The sequence below is a fragment of the Candidatus Acididesulfobacter guangdongensis genome (assembly GCA_004195045.1).
Classification (GTDB): domain Bacteria; phylum SZUA-79; class SZUA-79; order Acidulodesulfobacterales; family Acidulodesulfobacteraceae; genus Acididesulfobacter; species Acididesulfobacter guangdongensis.
In genome coordinates this window covers 473,951-492,614 of the sequence record SGBC01000001.1, presented here as the reverse complement: position 1 = coordinate 492,614, position 18,664 = coordinate 473,951, and the positions used below count along the sequence as shown (strand labels likewise).

Sequence of the window (18,664 nt, the reverse complement as noted above, 5' to 3'; positions counted from 1 at the left end):
TGCGATATTGCTAATGTTGAAACCGCTCAGTATAGAAAGCGATATTTTTCTCATAGATTCCAGTTCATATTTTTATAGAGCTTTTTACGCTTTGCCTCCCCTTGTCAATTCTAAAGGATTTCCTACCGGAGCCATTCTGGGCTATGCCCGTATGCTTATTAAACTTAAAACAAAATTTAATATAAAATACGGCGCATGTATATTTGATTCCAGAAAAAGTTTAAGAAAAGAACTGTATAAAGATTATAAGGCTAATAGAATCGAAATGCCGGAAGATTTGGTAAAACAGGTTGACTATATTACATTAATATCTAACTTCCTCGGTTTTAAAACATTCAAATTAGAAGGATACGAGGCTGACGATTTAATTGCTTTTATAACCGAGAAGCTTTCAAAATCAAGCAAAACAGCCTGCATAGTAACAAGCGATAAAGACCTCAAGCAGCTGTTGTCGCCGAATGTTTGCATATATGATGCGCAGAAAGATGTTCTTATAACCGATGAATTATTCGAAAACACCTACGGCATCAAACCGGAAGCATTTAAATATATCCTTGCGCTAATGGGAGATACGTCGGATAATATACCCGGCATTAAAGGGATAGGCGAAAAAACGGCATTAAGCCTGATAAGAACTTATGGCAGCTTAGACGGAATATATAAGGACTTAGACCTTATGAAGCAGTCAAAAATTAAAGAATTGCTTGCAGCTCATAAAGAAGATGTTTATAATTCTTTAAAATTAGCTTCTTTTTATAAAGACCTGCCATTTGAACAGTCGTATTTTGTCCCTCAATTATCTTTAAATAGTGCTGGAAACTGTAATATTAATAGTAATAGTAATAATATTATTGATAGCAGCAGTATTATTAATAATAATGATAATAATATTAATAGCGCCGATATAGGTAAAGATTTTACCGTTCAAAATTATACAGAAAATTCGAAAAATTTAAATTCTGGCGAGAATGCCGATTGTAATAACAGGAACATAGGTTATAACATATCTTATATCTACGACAAGGATAAAAGAATTGAAAATTTAGAAGATTTTGCATTAGAGCAGCCTAATGATGAAGGTCTTTATAAAATATTCAGAGAATTTGAATTTTACTCTCTGATAAAACAACTTAACTTAGACAGCAATCTTAAATCAGATAGGATAGAAAGTCTCAATAATAGCCATAGCAGCGGTTATACAGAAGCTCCCTGCAGTATTAAAGAATTATCGAAAATCTGCGAGAATGAGCTCGCAGTTTATATCGATTGCGCGGATATTATAAATAAAAGCGACTCGATTGGCTGCGAAAGCGGCGTAAAGCAATTAAATTTAAAAAAGCGCGGTTGTAATAATAATGCAGATAGCGGCGAAAATTTGTTCAATGATACCAATAAAATTGAAGAAAAAGTATATTTATTTTCAAATAAAAACGGATATTTTAATATTAATTTGGAAGATTTTTTAAAGAATAAAGAAATAATTGCAGAATTAACCGATGAAACCGTAAGAAAAATAGGATTTGATATAAATTCTATCCGCAGATATTTAAAATATTATGATATTAGCCTTAACAACGGATTTTTTGATATTGCAATAGCTTCATATCTATTAAATCCGATAATTCATAATCATACTTTTGAAGATTTAATTAATGAATTTTCAGAAAAATTGGACGGGTTAAGGGAAATTACTGCAGATGCAAAAGAAAATAAAGCTTTTTTATCATATTTTATTTTTCGTCTTCAACTTAGAGAGATAGAAAAAGACAATGAATTGAAGAAGATTTTTTTTGATATAGATATGCCGCTTGCCACTATTCTTGCCAATATTGAAGAAACCGGATTTATGGTTGATAAAGATAAATTATTTGTTTTATCTGCCGAGTTAGAAATTGAGGCTCAAAAAATGGCAGCCGCAATATATAAAATTGCCGGAAGAAAATTTAATATAAATTCTCCTAAACAGTTAAGCGAGGTCATGTTCGACGAGCTTAAGTTTCAAAGAATAAAAAAAAACAGTACGGATATAGAAGTTCTTTTAAAATTAAAAAATGACTTAGAATTATTGTCTGATGCTTATTTAAAAGACGGAAACGAGTCTGCATCCGTGTATAAAGATTATTTATTATTTTTAGACAGTATAATTTCGTACAGAAATAAAATAAAGCTGAAGACGTCTTTTACGGATGTTCTTTTAAAAAAATTAGACAGAAACGGCAGAATTCATACATCTTTCAGCCAGATAAAAACCTCTACGGGAAGGCTTGCAAGTAAAGACCCAAATCTTCAGAATATTCCTATTGCAGGCATTGAAGGAAAAAAGATAAGGCAGGCTTTTATAGCGCCTGAGGGCAAATTATTAATCAGCGCCGATTATTCGCAGATAGATTTGCGTGTTATGGCATCTATTTCAAAAGATTCCTCCCTGATTGAAAGTTTTAAAAATAATGAAGATATACATCTTAAAACGGCTTCGGAAGTTTTTGGAATTAAATCGGAAGATATTGACGCAGATATGCGACGAAAAGCAAAGGTAATAAATTTTGGAATAATTTACGGCATGAGTCCTTATGGATTATCGAAAGAATTAAATATAACTCAGAAAGAAGCAAAAATATATATAGATTCGTTCTTTGAGAAACATTCTGCCGTAAAATATTATATGGAAAATATAGTAAAAGAAGCTAAAAAAAACGGTTATGTAAAAACTTTGTTCGGCAGAAGATGCTATATTAAAGATATAAATTCTTCTGCAAAAAATATATCTCCCTTTGCAGAAAGAGCAGCTATTAATGCACCGATTCAAGGAACGGCAGCCGATATTATAAAGGTTGCAATGATAAATATTTATAACGAACTTAAAAATAGACAGCTTAAAACCGAGATGATACTTCAGATACATGATGAACTTATATTTGAAGCTGAAATGAATGAAGTTGAAGTTTTAGAAGATATAATTGAATCTAAAATGACTGATAAGACCTTGCTCGGCGATGTTCCTTTAGTCATTAACATAGGCAAAGGCAAAAACTGGGATGAAGCGCATTAATGAATTAAAATAAAAAAATAAGTTAGTTTGTTTTAACATAAGGCCTATTGAAATTATGGAAAAAATAAAAAGATTAGAGCAAGGAAACATCGGGGTTCTGGGGGCTATCGCTCAGGAAATAGCGGCTATGGCCCCTGCATGCGATACGGTTGCTTTTATGACTGCTGCCGCAATTTACGCTTATGTCTTAACGCCCCTTTCTTTTCTTCTTGCAATGGCGGTTATGTATCTTGAAGTCAATACTCTTTATCATTTATCAAAAAGACACGCAAGCGCCGGAGGCTACTACGGTTATGTCGCAACTGCATACGGACCGTCTCCCGCGGTTCTAACGGGCTTTTTATATATTATGTACCAGGTGGCAAGCACTGCGGCTATACCTACTTACATCGGCGGTGTTGTTTTGCCGGGCGCACTGAAATACTTTTTTAATATTAATATAGCAGGTTGGCTGTGGATGCCGTTAATTTTAATTTTTATTATAATTCCGATTATGCTTGCTATATTAGGCATAAAAATTCAGATGAAATACATAAAAGCTGCGGCGCTGTTTGAAATCAGTTTTTTATTTGTCCTGTCGCTGATTATTATCCTGAAAGCTCCTGATAATACGCTAAATGTATTTAATCCGTTTGCATGGCCAAATTATAAAAGCTATTTTGACCCTAACGGCGGACCTGTTTCTTCAGTCGGTCTCGGTATGATTTTTGCTATAACAAGTTTTATCGGATACGGCGGGTCGGCACCTTTGGGGGAAGAGGTAAAATCTCACAGGTCAATAACTAAAGCTTTAGTTATAGGATTGTTAATAACAGGCGGGGTGCTGACCGAGGTTTCATATTCCCTTGTTGTAGGCTGGGGTGTTAATCATATGGCCGGTTTTGCTCACAGCGCTATACCAGGCATATTGGTTGCTACTTTTTATACAGGCATTGCCGGCGGTTTGATGCTTTCATTGGTTGCTCTAAATTCGGCATTTTCTGATTCTGTAGCAATGCAGTCTAACGCAGCCAGGGTTTATTTTGCAATGGCAAGAGACCATATACTGCCTGATTTTTTTTCCGATATTCACAAGAGATTTAAAACGCCTTATAAGTCTTTGCTTTTTATAGGCGCTTCAGCATCAATTGTAGCGCTGACGACCGGTTTCATTATGCTTCATATAGAAGGCATCGGTTTTAGCAAGATGTTTTACGTATCGGCGGCAAATCCTAAATTGCAGAAAGGACTGACCGAAACATTTGCATTTTTAACTACGATTGCATTATACGGTTTAATAATAACGCATTTTTTGTTAAATACTTCAATTATGGTTCTGTATAAAAGATTAAAAGAAAAACATCACGGTCTGCTGAGAAAGATTATTCATCCCATAGAGCATTATGTCATGCCGGGTTTAGCAACATTAATATTTATGTTTGTATTATACGAATCTGTTGTTCCGCCGCTGTTTCCTATTTTTCAGGCGAGCGTGGTATCAATCCTTTTTATATGTATTGTAATAATTTATATAATGTATCTTAAAAAATACAGAAAAGAAATATTGGCTAAAGTGAGCGTAACCGTAAATTTAATAGAAGAAGAAGGCTGCGCAAGCGAAAACTCCGCTGCCATGTCGGACAATGGACATACGCACAAACCAAATTAATAAATAAATTAAGTTAATTAGATGCAGACGCCGTTTAAGTTGAGCATAGATAATGTTCACAAAAATAAGTATCTGTGGTCTATAATTTTTAGTTTTACGAATTTTAAGCTGCTATAAATTTTTAAAATATGTTAAAATCTTACAATTAAAAATCTAATAAAATAAGGAAAAATATGAAATCTGAAGGATTGAAAAATTTTTGCGAAAGTAATCCCATGAAAGCGCTGGGTCTTGTTTTTGGAGATATCGGAACGAGCCCTATTTATACCTTGGCGGTAATATTTGCATATCTCAGACCCACCATTTTTAATATATTGGGCGTTATATCTCTTATTATATGGACTTTAGTAATCATAGTCTCGGTGCAGTACGTCTGGTTTGCAATGAATATAAGCGAAAATAATGAAGGCGGAACTATTATTCTTAGAAATGTATTGCGAAAGGTAGTAAAATCGGCAAGAGAAATGGCGTTTATTACTATAATTTCTTATATTGCCCTTTCCTTATTAATAGGGGATAGCGTAATAACGCCGGCTATCAGTATTCTTAGCGCCGTGGAAGGCGTCGCTTTAATCCCTGCGTTCAGCACTATCTCGACATCTTTAGTAGTTTTTATATCAGTTGTAATAGCAATATTTTTATTCTGGTTTCAGCATAAAGGTACTGATAAAATAGGTAAAACCTTTGGTCCGATTATGTTTGTGTGGTTTATAACGCTGGGAATAACCGGAGTTGTATCTATATTTTATAATCCGGTCATTTTAAAAGCAATAAACCCGTATTACGCTATGGTTTTTATATTTCATATTAATATGAATGTAAGGAGCGTTGTAGGACACGGACTTGTAAGCTTTTTTGTGCTTTCCGACGTTATTCTGTCCGCTACCGGCGGCGAGGCATTATATGCGGATATGGGGCATATAGGAAGAGAGCCTATAAGAAAAGCATGGTACTTTGTATTCGGCACATTAGTCCTGAGTTATATAGGGCAGGGTTCTTTTATGGTAGACCATTTAAAATCAAGCAATGTATTTTTTCAAATGATATATGAAGAATCGCACCTGTTGTATATACCATTTTTGTTTTATTGAGTATAATAGCCACCGTTATAGCGTCGCAGGCTGTAATAAGCGGTATATTTTCCATTATTTATCAGGGAATTACCACCAGAATTCTGCCGCTTTTAAAAGTGCAGTACACTTCAGATAAAATGCAGTCGCAAATTTATATAAACCTGGCAAACTGGTTTTTATTTATATGCGTTATTTTAATAATGATAGTATTCAGAACATCAGATAACATAGCTATGGCTTACGGTCTTGCCGTCAGCGGCACTATGACGTTTACCGGTATAATGATAAGCATATATTTTTATCATGAACGAAGATTTATTTTGTTTGTATCTTCCATATTTATAATATTTGTCGATGCTTCTTTTTTAATATCTAATCTTTTATTTAAAACGCTAAAAGGCGGGTATGTTGCACTCCTCATAGCGTTAGTCCCATTTTTAATAATCATGATATATACTAAAGGACAGGAAAAGTTATATAAAGCGTATAAACTGACGGATATTGATAAATTTCTTAAAGAATATAATGAGTTATATAAAAGTATGCCGAAAATTAAAGGTTCGGCTTTATTTTTTGCGCGCGATATAAATAAAATTCCATATTATATCACCACCACATTGTTTGAAAATAATATAATATACGAAAATAATATAATAGTTTCAATTCATACAAAAAATATTCCGTATGGAATAGAAAGCAAGTTTGAAAACGATATAGCGCCCGGTTTAAAACATTTTATTATTAAAGCCGGCTATCTTGAGATAGTGAATATAGAAAATATACTTCGTGTTTACAATGTAAATGAAAAGGTGATATTTTACGGTATAGAAGAGGTAGTAAGCAATAATATTATCTGGAAAATATTTGCCATAATAAAAAAATTGTCTCCTTCTTTCGTCAGATTCTACAATCTGCCTGCCGAAAAAATTCACGGCATATTAATGAGGATAGAAATTTAATTAAAACGATAAAAAATATCAATTATTTATAATTTGTCTGCATAATATCTTTCGCCGAAAATAATAGTCCCCAATCTGACGATTGTTGCGCCTTCTTCAATTGCAACCGTAAAATCGCTTGAAGTTCCCATGGAAAGTTCCGTCATTTCATTTTTATACATATTCTTCTGATTGGCAAAATCGAGAAAATCTTTCAGCGCTTTAAAATAAATTCTATTCTGTTCCGGATTTTCGGCATAAGGAGGCATGGTCATAAATCCTTTGAGTTCCATATTATTTAAGCTGTTCAAATTATAAATTAATTCCTTTGCATTGTCTAACTTGATGCCGGATTTAGTTGATTCATCCGCAATATTAATCTCAATAAGAATTTGAACTTTATTTCCGGAAAGATTATCGCTTACCGAGAATTTATCGATAAATTTAGCAAGTTCAAAACTATCAACGGAATGAATCATGTTTACTTTTTTTGCTATGTATTTAACTTTATTTTTTTGCAGTTTTCCTATTAAATGCCATTCTAAATTTTCAACAATGCAGGCAGAAGGAATGTTATTGCTGTCGCAGTCTGTATGATTTATTTCGGCAATGTTTTTAAAATAATCATATTTGCCTAAAAATTCCTGAACGTAATTTTCTCCGAAAACAGTTATCCCAGACTCGCAAGCTTTAATTATTTCATCCGCATTTCTGGTTTTTGAAGCGGCAAGAATAGTAATGCATTGGTAATTTCTGCCGCTTTTAGCTACAGAACGTTTTATGTCATTATTTATTTTTTGTATGTTTTCAGATATCATTTTTTTTATACTCTGATTATATAATATCACTTTATGTTATAATTATATAATATAAAATACCCCGTAAATTATTATTATGTGGAAATTATTGCATAAAAAATAGCGTTCGCTCTTAATTTTCATTAATTTTCGCGTCATTAATTTTCAAATTTATTATTATATTTATGCTATAATTATTCAATAATATGAAAATTATAAAGAATGGAGATAGATTGCTGCATAAAAAAATGATGTCTATCTCTAATTTTCTAAATTTTCTTAATATCAAAATAATCATAAAAATAATATAGCAATATAATAATGTATCAGGTATTAGCCAGAAAATACAGACCAAAAACATTTGACGAGGTCATAGGGCAGGATGATATTGTTAAAACGCTTAAAAACGCCGTTGATTCCGACAGAATAGCCCATGCCTACATTTTTTCCGGAACCAGAGGCGTAGGAAAAACTTCTATAGCCAGAATACTTGCGAGGTCTATAAACTGTGAAAAAGGTCCTACCTCTAATCCTTGCGGAGTTTGTCAGGCATGCATCGAAATGCTTGGAGGCAATGCAGTCGATGTTATTGAAATAGACGGAGCGTCAAATACAGGGGTAGACGATATACGAGAGCTTAAAGAAAATATAATGTATTCCCCGCAGAGCTTAAAATATAAGATATATATAATAGACGAAGTGCATATGCTTTCTAAAAGCGCCTTTAATGCGCTTTTAAAAACCCTTGAAGAACCGCCTGAGCACGTTAAATTTATTTTCGCGACTACTGAAATTTATAAAGTCCCTGAAACAATACTATCAAGATGCCAGAGATTTACCTTTAAAAGAATCGCCCCCAATGTTATTTATCTAAAATTAAAAAAAATTGCAGGAGAAGAAAATATTGAGATTTCAGATGAAAATCTCATGACTATAGCTTCTTTAAGCGACGGTTCGCTCAGAGATGCTCTTTCTACTTTTGATACGGTTATATCTTATTACGGCAAAGAAATAAAAGAAGATGTCGGCAGTATTCTTGGAGTAACAGGGAAAGAAACTATAAAAAAAATTACCGAATATATTTTTAAAAAGGATTATGAAAATTCTATAAAAATAATCAACGATATTTATATAGCCGGAACAGATATAAGGCAATTTATAAGACAGCTGGCATTTTTTCTAAGGAATATCCTTGTATTGAAATTAAACTATAAAAGCATCATAAGCGATATACTTGAAGCCGATGTCGCTTCGCTTATCCCTCTGACAGAGCTCAAGGGAGAGGCTGAGATATTGGATATGATAGATATTCTTCTTGAAGCGGACGGCAGATATCAGCGTGTTTCTTCCCCGCTTCTCATGATGGAGCTTATTATATTCAGGCTTATAAGCACACCGTCTAAAATGGAAATAAAGGCGGTATTGGAAAAATTAGACAGGATAGACAAATTAGAAAAAATTAATACGCTAACCGAACTGGCGGATACGGAAAGAAAATATTTACAGAAAGATACAAACGGCTATTCGGAAAATGTCCGCGATGCTATTATTGATAATAAAATCATAAATGATGGTGCTTCTATTTTACCGGAAAATCAAAATATTAAAGAATGCAATTTAAACCATAAACATAAAATAGATAAGGCAAATAAGAAGACTATTGAAGAACGCAGGTTAGATAATAAAATACAGAGCAGCATCGTTGCCGACGGGGAAGATTTTCTTGAACATATCGATTCTATTACTAATAATATAGACGACAGCTCTTCGGTAAAACTTAATACGCAAACCGATTCTGTTTTTAATGATGATAACGGCAACGCTGCACTGCATGAAAAGATAATCAGCAAAGAAGATGATAATAATAATAAGAATGACGGCGGCAGCGGCAATGTTGATAATAATAATATGAAGAGCGGCGATGATGACCTTATTAATGCGGATATCAAAGGCGATGTTATGCGTAATCTGTTTGAAGAGGTTTTTGATGGATTTATAGAAAATATCAAAGAATAAAAATATATTTGTAAATTTTTGTTGATAAAAAATTAATAATAAATTAAATTAATAATATAATTAATATTAAACAGATTATTCATATAAATGGAGGTTAAAATGTCAAAAAATATTTCAGGAATGCTTAAACAGGCTCAGAAACTTCAATCCGATATGCTCAAAATGCAGGAAGAACTTGCAGAGAAAGTAGTAGAAGCCAGTTCAGGCGGAGGTATGATAACTTCTAAGGTTAACGGTAAACAGGAATTGATTTCTATAGATATAGATAAAACAGTGGTAAATCCGGATGACATAGAAATGCTGCAGGACTTAATAGTAGCTTCCGTTAATGAGGCATTAAATAAATCTAAAGACCTTATTTCCGGCGAAATGTCTAAACTCACAGGCGGCTTAAATATCCCTGGGTTATTTTAATCTAAGTTTATTCTGATTTAATTGCATCAAAATCATAATTATAAAAATTAATATTTTTTATACAGATAACTAATTAACCAAATTAAATATGCCTAATGAACATAATGATTATGTCAGGGATTTAGTTTTTGCGCTGAAAAAACTTCCCGGAATAGGAGAGCGTACTGCAAGAAGATTGGCTTTTCATATACTGTCGCAGAATGATGCTGCTGCTTTCGGTCTTGCTAATTCTATAATTAATGCCAAAAAACATGTAAATCTCTGCAAAATCTGTTTTAACCTGTCAAGCGAAGAAGAACTGTGCCCGATATGTTCCGATGGCTCAAGAAATTCCAAAATGCTCTGTATCGTAGAAAATCCCGAGATTATCTATGTTTTTGAAAAAAGCGGAAATTACCACGGCTATTATCATGTTCTTCACGGATTAATCAATCCGCTTGAAGGCATCGGTCCTGATGACATCAAAATTGAAGAATTAGTCGGCAGAGTCGCAAACGGCGGATTTGAAGAAATAGTTATTGCTTTGAATCCAAACTCGAACGGAGAGGCAACGTCTTTTTATATTCAAAAATTATTAGCACCGTATAATGTCAATATAACGGCATTAGCCCGCGGCATACCTGTCGGTTCCGACCTTGAATACGTTGATAAGAATACGTTGGCCGAAGCCATTTCCGGCAGAAAAAAGTTTTAAGATAAACCGTTATTATAATTGCCATTGCAATCACAAAGATAGTTTGATTTTTATCAAAAAAATTGATAGACTTATAAAACTATGCAAAAAACCAATTTTACAGACTTCCCTAAAAATTATGACTATAAATCGGCGGAAAAAAGGATTGCCGAATACTGGGAAAGCAATAATATATATAAATTCAAAAATGAAAATAAAGAACGCGATGATGACGGCTCATCCGGCGATTTTTCACAAAATACCGCATTCGCTCATTCGCCCATTTTCTCTATAGACACGCCTCCTCCTTACGTATCCTCAGCCCATCTCCATGTCGGTCATGCAATGAGCTATTCACAGGCGGAGTTTATAATTCGGTACAAGCGGATGAAAGGTTTCAATATCTTTTACCCTATGGGATTTGACGACAACGGTCTTCCTACTGAAAGATATGTTGAAAAAAAGTATAAAATAAATAAGTCTAAAATTATCAGGGACGAGTTTATCGATTTATGCCTGAAAGAAACAAAAATTGGGATTAGCACCTATAAAGAGTTATGGCAGGCACTCGGTATAAGCGTCGATTGGGGTTTAACTTATTCTACGATAGATGCGAAATGCAGAAAAACCTCTCAGAAATCATTCGTAGAACTTTATGGTAAAAAATTGGTAGAAAGACGGGATGAACCGATTATATGGTGCCCTTCCTGCAGGACCTCGCTTGCGCAGGCTGATATTGCGATAGAAGAATTTGATGGAATTTTATTTGATATCGAATTCAGCTCGTCTTCCGGAGAAAAATTGATTATATCAACTACCAGACCGGAACTTCTAGGCGCATGCGTTGCAATTTACGCCAATCCGTCTGATTCAAGATATTTGCATTTGAAAGATGAATTAATTAAAATACCGATTTACGAACATACAGTGCCTGTAAAGTTTGACGAATCTGTAGAAATGAATTACGGAACAGGTCTTATGATGGTATGTACATGGGGTGATGCCGAAGACGTAAAAAAGTGGAAAGAGCATAAATTAGACACTGCAATAATCATTGAACCGTCAGGCAGATTAAATGAAAAAGCACGTGCTTATGCAGGACAGAATGTAAAGGATGCTAAAAAAAATATAGTCGAAGATTTAAAAAAATTATCGTTGATTAAAAATGAAAAAAAATTGAGGCATAATGTAGGTATTCATGACAGATGCAGCACTGCAGTAGAATTTATCCAGACGCCTCAGTGGTTTATTACAATATTAAACAATAAAGATAAATTTATTGAAGCCGGAAACAAAATTAACTGGTACCCGGCTTTTATGAAAACAAGATATGATGAATGGGTTCAAAATATTAAGTGGGACTGGAATATTTCAAGGCAGAGATTTTACGGTGTGCCGTTTCCGGTCTGGTATTGCTCTGAATGCGGCGAGCCGGTTATAGCCGAAGAAGATGAGCTGCCGGTTGACCCGACTGTTTCAAAACCTGAGCACGTCAGCGTATGCCGTGTTTGCGGAAATAACGAATTTATCCCTGAAAATGACGTGATGGACACATGGATGACATCTTCCTTGACGCCTTTTATAAATTCAAACTGGGCTAATTTTGATTTTGATTCTCACGCAAATACTGCAGATAATACTAATGGCAAAAATAAAGAAATAGAAATAATGCCTATGACTTTAAGACCTCAGGCACAGGAAATAATACGGACATGGCTTTTTTATACAGTCGTTAAATCAATTTATCATACAGGGGATATCCCGTTTAAAAATGTTATGATAAGCGGATGGGGTCTCGATAAAAGCGGAAAAAAAATGTCAAAGAGTCTCGGTAATTTTGTTGCTCCGGAAGAAATAATAGAAAAATATTCCGCCGATGCTTTAAGGTACTGGGCTGCAAAAGCAAATCTGGGTCAGGATTTAAGATTCAGCGAAGAAGATGTTGCAAATGGCAGAAGATTATTGATAAAATTATGGAATGCGGTCAGGTTTTTTATCACTAATATTGACAGCATTAAATCCGGTGAAGATTTCAAGCCGATGCTTGGAGCAGCAGATATGGGCAAATTAAATTCAGGTGATTTATCTGTCGTTGACGGCTGGCTGCTCAGCGAATTTCAAAAAACATTGAAAGCGTGCGGAGAATATTTTGAATCTTACGAATATTCTTCTGCGTTGAGGGTTGTAAGCGATTTTTTTTATAATATATACTGCGATAATTATCTTGAAATAGTTAAAAATATTTTCTGGGAGGAAGACCCTTCATTTAACGGCAGAAAAGTTCAATCTCTGAATACGATGTATTACGTCTCTTTTAATATGCTGAAACTTTTTGCTCCATTTCTGCCTTTCATAACGGAAGAATTATATCTGTCGTTTTATAAAAATTTTGAGACCGAGAAAAGCATTCATCTGTGCGCCTGGCCGGTATATAGGCAAGAACTGATTAATGAAAACGCTGCCAAAGATGTTGCTGTTTTGCTCACGGTTTTAGATTTATCCAGAAAATTAAGAACTAATTTAAAGCTTCATCAGAATCATAAGGTAAAAAAAATATATGTATATTCGCCGGATGCGCAACTAATGGAAACAGTAAGAAATTTTTCCACAGATATAATGTCCGCATGCAGGGCGGAAGACATAATTATATCTGAAAAAGCCGATTTTGGAGCAGGCGGCGATTCTAAAATTTATATATCTTTTGAGAGTTAACGCATTATAAAGTATATATAATTAATAGCAGCAAGTTATAAAAATAGATGATAATAAGGCAAGATACGATATATAAAACAGATAATAATAAAAGCAATACGGTATACAAAAAATACGAAAAAATATAGAATAATAGAGTTTTAAAATTGAAGGTTGACAATTCCGAAATTTAATTTAATAATATATTGTCATTTTTTATTTTTTTATTCATTATTTTGATTAAATATGCTTGTTAATTTAAAAAAGCTAGATAAAAGTTCCAATAAATATTTTATTAAATTATCCGACTGTAATTTTATTAATACTTTAGCGGAAAATAATATAACTCTAAATAGAGATTATGATTTTTTAGCCGAAATTACACTGAGTCTAAAAGGCTCGCGGCTTATTGCGCAGGTCAAATTAAAAGCGTCTGCGGTTTTAGAATGTGTGAGATGTTTAAATAGTTATAATTATAATATTGACGAAATTTTAAATCTTGTGTATGTTCCTTCAGAGTCAGATAAAAATGATATGGTCAGCGGCTGCAGGAATATTGAATTAAAAGAAGAAGAAATGGACTTAGGCTATTACGACGGGAATTCGGTTGATTTATACAGTATTTGCATCGAGGCGATTAATTTGCTTATTCCGCTTAATCCGCTGTGTTCAAATGATTGCAAGGGACTCTGTCCGTCATGCGGCGCGGATTTAAATAAAGAAAGATGTACATGCGCCGGCAGAAATACTATTATATATAACTGATAAAAATATAAATTAAATTAAAATAAACAGAAAACAAGACCAAAACAATCAGGAGATATTGATTATGGCAAATCCTAAAAAAAGACATAGCAAGTGCAGAAGAGATAAAAGAAGAACGCATGACAGTCTGACGCCTGTCAATTATGTAAAATGTCCGACCTGCGGCGAAACTACGCTGCCTCACAGAATGTGTACAAATTGCAATACATATAACGGCAGAAAAATAATCATAGACAAGGTTGAAAAATCTGCAAGCTAATATTATTTATTATTTTAAATAAACTCCAGGTGAGCCTAAACTTATTATGGTTAAAATAGCTCTAGATGCTTTTGGTTCAGACAATGCTCCAAATCCTGAGATTTTAGGGGCGATAGAGGAGCTCAAATCTGACAATAATTTAGAAGTTATTCTTGTAGGCGACGAAAAGATACTTTCGGAAATTATAGGCAAATTAGATTGTTCCGATGCAGTTCTGAATAGATTAAAAATCCGCAATGCATCCGAACAGATAACTATGAAGGATTCGCCATCCTCTATCGTGAGAAATAAAAGAGATTCTTCTTTGAGAATTGCTTACGAACTGGTTCACAGTAAAGAAGCAGATGCTGTAATAAGCGCAGGCAATACCGGTGCTTCGTTGGCTATAGCCATGTTTGTGCTTAAAAGACTTAAAGGTATAGACAGACCCGCTATTGCCACTGTTATGCCGTCTGTAGGCGGACATACGGTACTGTTGGATGCAGGAGCCAATGTCGATGTCAAACCGCATCATCTGGCGCAGTTTGCGATTATGGGCTCCGAATACGCTTCATTTATTAAGCATATAGACAGTCCTATCGTCGGACTGCTAAGCAACGGCGAAGAAGAGTCTAAAGGAAATGAATTAACAAGAGAAGCATTTAAGATAATTAAAAAAATAGATATAAATTTTCTTGGCTATGTAGAAGGCAGAGAAATTTTTAACGGTAAAGCAGATGTAGTTGTGTGCGACGGATTTACAGGAAACGTTATACTAAAATCTTCCGAAACTCTGGCAGAAACTATATTTAAACTGTTGAGAGAAGAAGTAAACAAAAGTATAATGGCTAAGATAGGCGTATTGCTTGCATCAAAAGCATTAAAAAATTTTAAGAAACTAGTCGACCATAATGAATATGGCGGAGCGCCTCTTCTTGGAATTAACGGCGTTGGGTTTATTGCTCACGGCGGTGCTTCCCCAAAAGCAATTGCAAGCGGAATAAGGATGGCAAAAAGATTTGCTGAACAGGAAATAAATTTAAAGATAAGCAAAAAAATTGAGTTAAATGTTGAAGCTGTTAATAATAAAGAAGCGAAGATTGCATAGCGATGTTTTCAGCATAAAGAGGTTTCCTCTGGTTGAAAGAAACCTTAATAGTCAGCCAGGGTTCGTTAGTGTCCGTTAGGGCAAGGCATTTCAGTTTTATAACTTTATTAATTACGGATTAAAAATTGTTGCGTTCAATCATAAAAGGCGTCGGTTCTTATGTGCCGGATAAAATTCTTTCTAACGAAGATTTGCTTAAAATAGTTGACACTTCGGACGATTGGATAGTATCGCGCACGGGCATAAAAGAACGCAGGATAGCCGATAAAAATATTAAAACTTCAGATATTGCCACTGAGGCATCAAGAAGAGCTCTTGAAATGGCAAATATGCAGCCGTGCGATATTGACCTGATTATTATCGGAACGGTGACACCTGATATGATTTTTCCATCTACATCATGCATAGTGCAAAATAATCTCGGTATTAAAAAAGCAGCAGCATTTGACCTTAGCGCGGGATGTGCGGGGTTTATATATTCTCTGTCGGTTGCAGATTCTCTGATTAAGTCAGGGCAGTTTAAAAATGCCCTCGTTATAGGCGTAGATGTACTTTCAAGAATTACAGATTATACGGACAGATCAACATGCGTATTATTCGGCGACGGCGGAGGGGCTCTTGTTTTATCGGCAGACAATAGCGAATCTGGCAGAGGCATATTGTCAACGCATATCCATTCCGAAGGCGGACATGATGATATATTAAAACTGCCGGCAGGGGGCTCCAATATCCCTGCCTCAGCCGAGTCTGTGAATAATCATGAACATTATATTAAAATGAAAGGTTCTGAACTTTTTAAGTATGCGGTTAATTATCTTAGAGATGTTGCGCAAGAAGCTATAAAATATAATAATTTGAATTCTGAGGATGTTGATTTATTTGTGCCTCATCAGGCTAATACAAGAATAATAGAGGCAACTGCTAAAAAATTAGGTTTTCCGATGGAAAAGGTTTTTGTCGATGTTTATAAATACGGCAACACCTCAAGCGGTTCTATACCGCTTGCTTTAGATGAAGCTTATAGAAGCGGCAGAATCAAACAAGGAGATATTGTTCTTGTCGATGCCATAGGAGCCGGTTTGACATGGGCTTCAGCTATGATAAAATGGTAATTTAATTAGCGGCAGACACCATTTATTCATTATTTTATAGCTGCTCGCATTTTTTATCGGCAAGCTGGATGTCTTAAGTTGCTAAATTAAGCGGTGCAGTTAAGCCGGTTTTATTTTATTTATAATAAATATTAAAATTTTAATAAAATAAATAGTTATAGTCAGGAAAACTAAAATAAAATGTTGAAATCTCCCATATGTGAACTCATAGGTATAAAATATCCTATATTTCAAGGCGGCATGGCGTGGGCGTCCGATTATAATCTCGCTTCAGCCGTATCAAATGCAGGCGGTCTCGGTATAATAGGAGCAGGTCAGATGCCGCCGGATTTATTAGTTAAACAGATACGGCTTGCTAAAGAGAATACTGATAAACCGTTTGGAGTTAATCTGATATTATATCTTTCATATATAAACGAACTTGTAGATGCCGTTATAAGCGAAGGGGTATCGGTTGTCACAACCGGAGCTGGAAACGCAGGTCCTTTCATTAAAAGATTTCATGATGCCGGTATAAAAGTTATACCGGTTATTCCGGCAGTGGCATTAGCCAAAAGAATGGAGAAAGCAGGCGCAGATGCTTTAATTGCAGAAGGCATGGAGTCCGGCGGGCATATCGGCGAATCTACCACCATGACTTTGGTTCCGCAGGTTGCTGAAAATGTCGGCATTCCCGTGATTGCTGCCGGAGGCATTGCCGATTTCAGGGGTTTTGCCGCGGCACTATGTCTTGGAGCTTCAGGTATTCAAATGGGTACCAGATTTATAGCTACAAAAGAATGCAATGTTCATCAAAACTGGAAAAATATGATAATAAAAGCATCTGACAGAGATACTGTGATTACAGGAAGACCTACCGGACATCCCGTAAGGGTTCTCAAGAATAAGTTATCAAAACAGTTTTTAGAGCTGGAAGAAAAGTGCGCCGACATTAAAGAATATGAAGAATTGGGAATAGGTAAACTCAAAGCGGCTGCAATAGACGGCGATTCCGATTACGGCTCAATGATGAGCGGTCAGATAGCCGGTATTATTAAAGAAGAAAAATCGGTCAAAGAAGTTATTGAAGAAATTATGCAGCAGACTGAAGAATTTATAAATAATTTTTTAAAATTTGTTTTATGAATGAAATGAGCGAAATGAAAGGTAGAAATATAGCATTTGTTTTTCCGGGTCAGGGCTCGCAGCATATAAAAATGGGCAAAGACTTCTATGATAATTTTCAGGAATACAAAATTATTCTGGAAGAGGCTTCGGATACTTTAAAAATAGATATGAAAAAGCTGATATTCGGCGATGATGAAAATATGCTTAATTTGACTGAAAATACGCAGCCGGCAATATTAACTATGAGCGTAGCTATTTTAAATATTATTAAAAATGAATTTGATATAAATAATATTTCGGTTGCTTCAGGTCACAGTCTGGGAGAATACAGCGCGAATGTTTTCGCCGGCATTATAAAATTTAAAAACGCATTGCTTATAACAAGAAAAAGAGGAGAATTAATGCAGAGCGCGTGCCCCGTCGGTTTTGGAAAAATGGCGGCGGTAATAGGTTTGTCTGCCGAAATTATAGAAGACACCGTTAGCGAAATAAATAATAGGTCAGGCAGCTTCGGTGACGGCGAAAGAAACAGAGGCGCCATAAAGGGAACAGTTTTTATAGCAAATTATAATTCTCCTGTCCAGTCGGTAATTTCTGGAAAAGCTGAAGATATCGAAACGGCTTGCGAATTATTGAAAGAAAAAGGAGCTAAAAAAATTGTTTATCTGCCTGTAAGCGCTCCTTTTCATACGCCTTATATGGAAGATGCGGCAATAGGTCTGAGGAATTTTATAAATCCGGAATGGTATAATGATTCTTACAATAATATAGAAATTTTTTCAAATGTTGACGGAAGCGGCTATTCGAAAAAGAATGATGCTATAAACTATCTTCTTCTTCAGATAACTTCTCCGGTAAGGTGGATTGACTGCGTTGTTAATATGAAAAAAAATAAAAACGTTAATACGATAATAGAAGTTGGTCCTGCGAATGTTTTGGCCGGACTTGTAAAAAGGATAGATAAAGAAATTTTATCATATTCAGTTAATTCTGTAGAATCTTTTAAGGGATTAAAAACAATAATTTCAGACTGAT

General features: G+C 34.7%; 13 protein-coding genes and 1 pseudogene. 13 read left to right on the top strand and 1 reads right to left on the bottom strand.

The annotated features are described in order from the left end of the window. The first annotated feature begins 13 nt into the window (after positions 1–13). The 3 genes and pseudogenes from EVJ46_02340 to EVJ46_02330 all read left to right on the top strand — a co-directional run bounded on the left by EVJ46_02340 (position 14) and on the right by EVJ46_02330 (position 6,729). Positions 14–3,049, top strand: coding sequence for a hypothetical protein (locus EVJ46_02340; GenBank protein ID RZD17091.1), 3,036 nt, complete (start codon positions 14–16; stop codon positions 3,047–3,049). 127 nt (positions 3,050–3,176) lie between these two features. Further along, on the top strand, positions 3,177–4,697 hold the full coding sequence (locus tag EVJ46_02335) for an APC family permease (protein RZD17447.1): 1,521 nt from the start codon (positions 3,177–3,179) through the stop codon (positions 4,695–4,697). Between the two features lie 173 nt (positions 4,698–4,870). Then, a pseudogene (locus EVJ46_02330) lies at positions 4,871–6,729 on the top strand (potassium transporter Kup). A 26-nt stretch (positions 6,730–6,755) separates the two neighbouring features. Here the strand turns inward: EVJ46_02330 and EVJ46_02325 are convergent. After that, the gene (locus tag EVJ46_02325) at positions 6,756–7,526 is read right to left on the bottom strand and encodes a YggS family pyridoxal phosphate-dependent enzyme (GenBank protein ID RZD17090.1); all 771 of its coding nucleotides are present in this window, start codon (positions 7,524–7,526) and stop codon (positions 6,756–6,758) included. Positions 7,527–7,823: 297 nt separating this feature from the next. On the opposite strand from EVJ46_02325, the gene dnaX reads away from it, so the two are divergent. From dnaX to fabD, 10 genes are all read left to right on the top strand, one after another. After that, positions 7,824–9,521, top strand: coding sequence for a DNA polymerase III subunit gamma/tau (dnaX, locus tag EVJ46_02320; GenBank protein RZD17089.1), 1,698 nt, complete (start codon positions 7,824–7,826; stop codon positions 9,519–9,521). Between the two features lie 99 nt (positions 9,522–9,620). Next, positions 9,621–9,935 carry a YbaB/EbfC family nucleoid-associated protein gene (locus tag EVJ46_02315; GenBank protein RZD17088.1) on the top strand — a complete coding sequence of 105 codons (315 nt, stop codon included), beginning with the start codon at positions 9,621–9,623 and terminating at the stop codon, positions 9,933–9,935. Between the two features lie 88 nt (positions 9,936–10,023). Beyond that, positions 10,024–10,629, top strand: coding sequence for a recombination protein RecR (recR, locus tag EVJ46_02310; GenBank protein ID RZD17087.1), 606 nt, complete (start codon positions 10,024–10,026; stop codon positions 10,627–10,629). Between the two features lie 81 nt (positions 10,630–10,710). Further along, positions 10,711–13,320, top strand: a complete 2,610-nt coding sequence (locus EVJ46_02305; GenBank protein RZD17086.1) for a valine--tRNA ligase — start codon at positions 10,711–10,713, stop codon at positions 13,318–13,320. A gap of 225 nt (positions 13,321–13,545) precedes the next feature. Continuing rightward, the gene (locus tag EVJ46_02300; protein RZD17085.1) at positions 13,546–14,064 is read left to right on the top strand and encodes a DUF177 domain-containing protein; all 519 of its coding nucleotides are present in this window, start codon (positions 13,546–13,548) and stop codon (positions 14,062–14,064) included. A 64-nt stretch (positions 14,065–14,128) separates the two neighbouring features. After that, entirely contained in the window at positions 14,129–14,323 is a 195-nt protein-coding gene (locus EVJ46_02295) for a 50S ribosomal protein L32 (protein ID RZD17084.1), read from the top strand. Positions 14,324–14,369: 46 nt separating this feature from the next. Further along, positions 14,370–15,410, top strand: a complete 1,041-nt coding sequence (plsX, locus tag EVJ46_02290) for a phosphate acyltransferase PlsX (protein ID RZD17083.1) — start codon at positions 14,370–14,372, stop codon at positions 15,408–15,410. A gap of 125 nt (positions 15,411–15,535) precedes the next feature. Continuing rightward, a complete protein-coding gene (locus tag EVJ46_02285; protein RZD17082.1) occupies positions 15,536–16,522 on the top strand; it encodes a ketoacyl-ACP synthase III in 987 nt (328 codons plus the stop codon). A 180-nt stretch (positions 16,523–16,702) separates the two neighbouring features. Next, complete coding sequence (fabK, locus tag EVJ46_02280) at positions 16,703–17,647, top strand: enoyl-[acyl-carrier-protein] reductase FabK (protein ID RZD17081.1); 945 nt, start codon at positions 16,703–16,705, stop codon at positions 17,645–17,647. Then, positions 17,644–18,663 carry a [acyl-carrier-protein] S-malonyltransferase gene (gene fabD / locus EVJ46_02275; protein ID RZD17080.1) on the top strand — a complete coding sequence of 340 codons (1,020 nt, stop codon included), beginning with the start codon at positions 17,644–17,646 and terminating at the stop codon, positions 18,661–18,663. The genes fabK and fabD overlap by 4 nt, the downstream gene beginning before the upstream one ends. The last annotated feature ends 1 nt before the right edge of the window (position 18,664 follow it).